Annotated in this window: 4 protein-coding genes and 1 pseudogene; 3 read left to right on the top strand and 2 right to left on the bottom strand. The window is 71.0% G+C overall.

Annotation, left to right across the window (positions count from 1 at the left end; translation table 11 throughout):
- A pseudogene (locus AB0O00_RS26545) lies at positions 1-1,372 on the bottom strand (hypothetical protein); the annotation flags it as partial.
- A 528-nt stretch (positions 1,373-1,900) separates the two neighbouring features.
- Here AB0O00_RS26545 and AB0O00_RS26540 point away from each other — a divergent pair.
- On the top strand, positions 1,901-3,808 hold the full coding sequence (locus tag AB0O00_RS26540) for an Ig domain-containing protein (RefSeq protein ID WP_363655831.1): 1,908 nt from the start codon (positions 1,901-1,903) through the stop codon (positions 3,806-3,808).
- Positions 3,809-3,885: 77 nt separating this feature from the next.
- Here the strand turns inward: AB0O00_RS26540 and AB0O00_RS26535 are convergent, their stop codons facing one another.
- Positions 3,886-4,860: a helix-turn-helix domain-containing protein gene (locus AB0O00_RS26535; protein ID WP_363655829.1), complete on the bottom strand. Its 975-nt coding sequence runs from the start codon at positions 4,858-4,860 to the stop codon at positions 3,886-3,888.
- Between the two features lie 130 nt (positions 4,861-4,990).
- On the opposite strand from AB0O00_RS26535, the gene AB0O00_RS26530 reads away from it, so the two are divergent.
- Positions 4,991-5,347, top strand: a complete 357-nt coding sequence (locus AB0O00_RS26530) for a hypothetical protein (protein ID WP_363655827.1) — start codon at positions 4,991-4,993, stop codon at positions 5,345-5,347.
- Between the two features lie 212 nt (positions 5,348-5,559).
- Positions 5,560-6,339, top strand: a 780-nt coding sequence (locus tag AB0O00_RS26525; RefSeq protein WP_363655825.1) for a squalene/phytoene synthase family protein, incomplete at its 3' end; no start/stop codon positions are given.

Genomic DNA, 6,339 nt, shown 5'->3' with positions numbered 1-6,339 from the left:
ACTCCCGCGCCGAACCGGTCGCCGCCACCAGCGAGGTGGTGTCCGGGCCGCCCGCGGCCTGCGCGAGGACGCGCCCGTCCGCGTTCGCGATCCGGTACGCCAGGCCGGGGTCGACCGGCGGCGCGGCGGGCGCCGACGAGTCGATCGTGACCGGCACGTACTCGCCGTCCGCCCCGCCGGAGCAGCCGAACGCGCAGTACGCACGGAAGCTCCGGCCGACGATCGCCGAGCTCGTCCGGTTGGCGCCGTCGAGGAACCACCGGTACCACGAGGCGGTGTGGTAGCCGCCACTGTCGCCGATCGGCACCCACTTCTGGGTCGCGAGGTCGGCGGTGGCGTAGTAGCGCTGGGGCGCGTTGCCGCTCTGGTCGACGGCCTGCGGCTCGCCGATGTAGAGGCCGAGGTAGGCGTCGTAGGTGACGTCCATGACGAACAGCGGCGAGGTCGGTGGCATCGTCCCGGCCGCGATCTGCTGCGCCGAGGTCCCGGTGTTGGCCGGGTCGTACTCGTCGGCGGCGGCCGTGTAGCCGGTGGAGCTGTTGGCGTCGACGGGCACCATGTTGCTCTCGCGTCCGCCGGTGCCGGGCTCGGTCCAGGCGCCGTCGTACCACTTGTGCCACGAGCCGGGCGCCATCTTCGAGGCGATCGGAGCGCGGGCGACGTGCGAGTGGAACGCCTTCCAGCCGCCGCTCTTGTCGACGACCCGTGAGCCGTAGAAGACGTAGAAGTATCCGGAGGCGGTGTCGACGAGCAGCCGCTGGTCGCCGTCGCCGTAGTAGTACGTCTCGTTGGGGAACTGCGCGGTGTCACCGCGGCCCGTGCTGTACGGCGAGGTGATGACGTGGTCCTTGATGGCCCACGTGCGCCCCTGGTCGGTGGAGACGGCGTAGTCGACGGCGTCGTAGTGCAGCCCGTCGCCGAACGGCTGCGGGGTGAACTCGTTGTGCACCAGGCCGTACCAGTCGCCGGTGTCGGGGTCGATCCAGACGCCGGACAGGTCGCAGTAGTTCTTCTGCGCGTACCCGCTGGTGCCGCCGGCGAAGGTCGCGGCGCGCCCGGTGGGGCTGTTGTTGCAGCGCGCGGTCGTGTCGTCGTTGCGGTCGGCGGGGTCGGCCGGGTTGACGGCGCCGCTGATCGCGGCGGACCGGGTGGCGGTGTCGAAGTCGGCGCCGGTGAAGAAGTCCCAGTAGCGCGGGTCGTTCTTGCCGTACAGCGCGGCGGACTGCTGGAAGTAGAAGGTGCCGTCCTTGTCGACGTACGGGACGGCCGGGGTGTCGGTGGGGTGGGTGAAGGGGGTCGGCGCCCCGACGGTGACGGTGTAGGTCACGGCGTCGGCGGGCTCGTCGGCCGACGCCGTGCCGCCGGGCAGCACGGAGGCGGTGACCGTGGCCGCGAGCAGGACCGCGGTCGTCACCAGGGTGGCGAGTCGACGGGACGGGCGATGAGGGAACACGGGCACTCCCTGGCTCACTCTTGCTCAACTCTACTTCAGTTCAATCAACTTCGAGCATGACAGTGGCAGGGAGCTGCACCCCGGTCAAGACCGCCGGCACACCTCCGCCGCGTCTTCACCGGATAAGTCCCACCATCAGTGAATAAGCGGCCCGTCAACTGTTCACACGAAAAATCCGGCATCCCACCCACACGCCCGCGTGCGGATTTTCCGAACCCGTTGTGTTCAGCTCAAATCCCTTTACCCGTCGAGCCGTTGACCCACTTTTCCGGGACCTGCTTTGCTGTGGCGTGGCAGGCTCCACCGCCCCTCATCCCCCTCGCAGAACGTGACTGACGCTTCGTCGGATCACGTGCCGGTGCGGCCTGCCGTCCTCCGTCCTCACCCCGCACAGCCCCGCTGCCAACAGGCAGGCGGGTGGTCGGCATGAGAGAGGCTCCCCCCACCATGGGTATTTCCCGCACGCCCCACAAGGCGGGCAGACCGACCCGCACGGCGAGAACGTCCGCGCTGGCCGGCGTCGCGGCGCTGGCCCTCGCCGCCGCCGGATTCGCCTCCACCGCCGCGCAGGCGCAGCCCGAGGCGACGAACCGGCCGAGCGCCTCGACGTCGAACCCGTACAGCCCCTCGTACCAGCACCCGTACCGGCACGGCGCCGTCCCCACCATCGAGCAGAACGCCAGGATGAAGGCGTGGGAGGACACCCACGCCGGCACGGCGGCGACCGGCCCGCAGACGCTCTCCTACGGCGGCGGCACCAACGGCGTCGGCGTCCTCAGCGGCCACGCCAAGGTCTACCTGGTCTTCTACGGCACCCAGTGGGGCAGCCAGGGCACCAACGGCAGCGGCGACGCGACGTTCTCCGGCGACCCGAACGGCGCCGCCCCCGTCGCCCAGGAGATGTTCAAGGACATCGGCACCGGCGGCGAGCTCTGGTCCGCCGACCTCACCCAGTGGTGCGACGGCCCCAACGTCGCCTCTGGCGCGGTCAGTTGCCCGTCCAACGCCAGCTTCGTCCCGTACCAGAGCGGCGGCGTCCTGTCCGGCGTCTGGTACGACAACTCGGGCGCCTCCCCGAGCGCCGCGACCGGCAACCAGCTCGGCCAGGAGGCCGTCAAGGCGGCCGGCCACTTCGGCAACACGACCGCGGCGGCCAACCGCGACGCGTACTACGTGATCCTGTCGCCGCACGGCACCAACCCGGACAACTACCAGAACTCGTACTGCGCCTGGCACGACTACACCGGTGACACCACGCTCACCGGCGGCGCGGTCAACTCGCCCTACGGCGACCTCGCGTTCTCCAACCAGCCGTACAACATGGACTCCGGCGCCGGCTGCGGCGTCGGGTTCGTCAACTCCGGCAGCGGCGGCACGCTGGACGGCTGGACGATGACGCTCGGCCACGAGTGGCAGGAGACGATGTCCGACCAGTTCCCGGCCGGCGGCTGGACCAACCACGTGGCCGGCAGCAGCTACAACGGCCAGGAGAACTCCGACGAGTGCGCCTGGCTCTCCCCGGGCACCACGGGCGGCGCGGCCATGGTCACCATGGGCACCGGCACCTTCGCCGAGCAGGCCAGCTGGTCCAACGACACCAACTCCTGCGCCATCTCGCACCCGATCGTCGGCGGCACCGGCCAGAACACGGTGACGGTGACCAACCCGGGCAGCCAGAGCGGCACCGTCGGCACGGCGGCGAGCCTGCAGATCCACGCGACCGACTCGGCCTCCGGCCAGACGCTCACCTACGCGGCCACCGGCCTGCCGGCCGGCCTGTCGATCAACTCCTCGACCGGCCTCATCTCCGGCACCCCGACCACCGCGGGCACCTCCTCCGTGACCGTGACCGCCACGGACACCACCAACGCCTCCGGCAGTGCGTCCTTCAGCTGGACCGAGAGCACCACCGGTGGCGGCGGAGCCATCACCAACGGCGGCTTCGAGACCGGCAACCTGTCGGGCTGGACGACGGCCGGCTCCGCCTCCGCCTCGACCGCCGCCGCCCACAGCGGCAGCTACGGCGCGATGGTCGGCTCGGCCAACCCGAGCGCGACCTCCTCGATCGCCCAGACGTTCACCGCCCCGGCCGGCTCCAGCAAGCTCTCCTTCTGGTACAGCAACACCTGCCCGGACACCGTGACCTACGACTGGGCCACCGCCACCCTGAAGGACAACACCACCGGCACCACCACCACGGTCCTCGCCAAGACCTGCGCCACCACCGCGACCTGGACCAACAAGACGGCCGCCGTCACCCCGGGCCACAGCTACACCCTCACCCTGACGAACCGCGACGACAACTACCCGGGTGACCCGACCTACACCTACTACGACGACGTGACCGTCTCCTGACGCTCGACTGATCGTCACCACCGGCACCCGTACCGGGGCGAGCCACCAAAGGCTCACCCCGGTACGGCTGTTGCTCCTCACCGCAACCGCCCCGCCGGATCCCCCACCGCCTGGTAGTACACCTCCCGGGACTGCCGCGTGCGCCGCACCAACCCGCCCCGGTGGAGCGCCTGTAAGTGGTACGAGACGGTGCTCGGGCTGAGGCCGACACGCGCGGCCACGTCGGCCGTCGTCCGGGCCCGTGTCAGCTCCGCGAGGATCGACGAGCGCGACCCGCCGAGCCGCCCGCCGGCGTCCGGCTCGGGACCGAGCGCCGGGTAAACCACCACGGGCGTCCGCCTCCCCGCCGCCGGGTCGAAGGACAGCATCAGCCCCGGCGGAAAGGCGCCCGGCACGAAGATGACGCCCGGCCCGGTGATCCGCAGTCCCGGGCGCCGGTCCGGACGACCGGGCCGCCGCACCGACAACGTCCCGTCGTGCCACCCCACTTCGGGATGAAGACCGGCGACCATCCCGCCCAGCCCCAGCCCCGCGGTGAGCTCACCCCGGCGGGCGATGTCGTGCTCCAGGCGCGCGGAGAGCCCCGGCCAGTGCGGCCCGAGCACACCAGCCCAGAACGCGCCCAACTCCCCCGCCACCCGCGCCGCGAAGCCGTCCTCGCCGCCGTCGAGCGCGTCCAGCACCAGGGCGCGCGGCCGGCGGGCCGGAATGCCGAGGTCCGCGAGCCCGGACAGCACCAGCCCCATCTCCGCGCGGACCCGCTCGACGGGAGCCGTGGCGACCAGGTGCAACTCGTCCTCCACGGCCGACCGGTAGGCCACCGGCTCCGGCGTCAGGAAGTCGGGCGTGTAGCCGTCCGAACTGATCGCCAACGCGGCGAGCAGCCCCAACCGCCGCCCGCCGATCACGTCCCGGGCTCGCACCCGCCACTCGCACGGCACCGCGCGCGGCTGGCGCCCGAGGGCGAAGAGCAGGTGCATGGCCTGGTAGAGCGGCGAAACGGCGAAACGCGTGCGCGCCACCGCCGCCGCCGAGAGTTCGATCCGGATCACGTGATTCCCCCTTTTACGCGTGATCGTCTTCGAATTGTTTCGAATGATTCGACTGCCGATCCGCGATCCGATTTCCTGTTCTCACGGGCGAATCGACCGCCCACCGGAACCGCGGGAAAGGAACTCCCCCATGAAGCGTCTCAAGGCCGTACTCGGCACCGGCGCGGCCGCCCTCGCCGCCACCGCCTCCCTGCTCGCCGGCGCGGGCACCGCCCACGCCGACACCGTGGACGGCTGCGAAGACGGGAACGTCTGCATCTACAGCGAGGGGATCGACAGCCACACGATCACCAACAAGTACTTCTACTACGGGACGTACAACCTCTCCAACCAGTACAACTACCACTGGGTGCTCAACAACCAGACCGGCAACGCCAAGGTGACGTTCTGCTACGGCTACAACGGCACCAACTGCCAAAGCCCCGAAGGCTGGGGCTGGAAGTGGCGCGACCTCACCCCCATCAACTCGATCATTCTCTCGGCGTAGTGCCGAACTCGACCATCTGATGAGTTCGAGAATTCGCCGCCCGTTCCTCCCGTCCCCCCGACGGGAGAAACGGGCGGCTCTCGCCATTCGACCTTAAGCAAATCCCTCTTACCGAACGCTTACCATTCACTCGCACCCGGCCCTCGTCACACCACCCCCACGCCCACCGTCTAGGCTCGGGGAAGATCGAACGAAAGACCGAAGGGAAGCACGTGGGCAGCTGGGAGCGCGCGCTCGACGCGGCGGGCATCGACGACCCCGGACTGCGCGGCGACTACACCCGACAGCGCGAGCAGGTCACCGCCTACCGACGCGAGGCCGCCCTCGCCGCCGGCCTGCTGCTGCCGCCCCGGCTCGTCCCGCACGTGATCGCCGCCACCGCCTTCATGCACCGCACCGACACCCTGCTCGACAGCGGCCCGGTCGACGGCCGGAGGCCCGCCTACGCCCGCTGGGAGCAGGAGGTCGTCGAGGGCCTCGCCACCGGCCGGAGCGACAACGCCGAGCTGCGCCCGCTGCTGGCCTCCGCCGCCGCGCACCCCGTGCTGCGCGACCGCGTCCCCGGCCACCTCGCCGGAGCCCTCGCCGACCTCGACTTCACCGGGTTCGCGACCGAGGCCGACTACCAGGCCTACCTCGACGGCTACGCGCTGCCCGCGTTCATGGTGGTCGCCGCCCTGCTCGGCCCGGACGGCGACCAGAGCGCCTACGAGGCCGCCTGCCGCGTGTTCATCGACGCCAGCCAGCGCCTCGACTTCGTCAGCGACCTCGCCGAGGACCTCGCCGACGGCCGCCTGACGATCCCCGCCGAGACGCTCGACCGGCACGGCGTCACCCGCGCCGACCTCGAACAGGCCCGCGACACACCGGCGTTCCGCGCCCTGATCACCGAGCAGCTCGACCGGGTCGACCGCACCCTCGCCGCCGCCCGCACCGTGATCGACCTGGCCCCGCCGGCCCACCGCCCGATGGTCCGCTGCATGGTCGGCCTG

It is taken from the genome of Kitasatospora sp. NPDC093558 (assembly GCF_040683475.1).
GTDB lineage: Bacteria > Actinomycetota > Actinomycetes > Streptomycetales > Streptomycetaceae > Kitasatospora.
The sequence above is the reverse complement of the archived record's forward strand: the minus strand, read 5'-3'. Positions and strand labels throughout refer to the sequence as shown.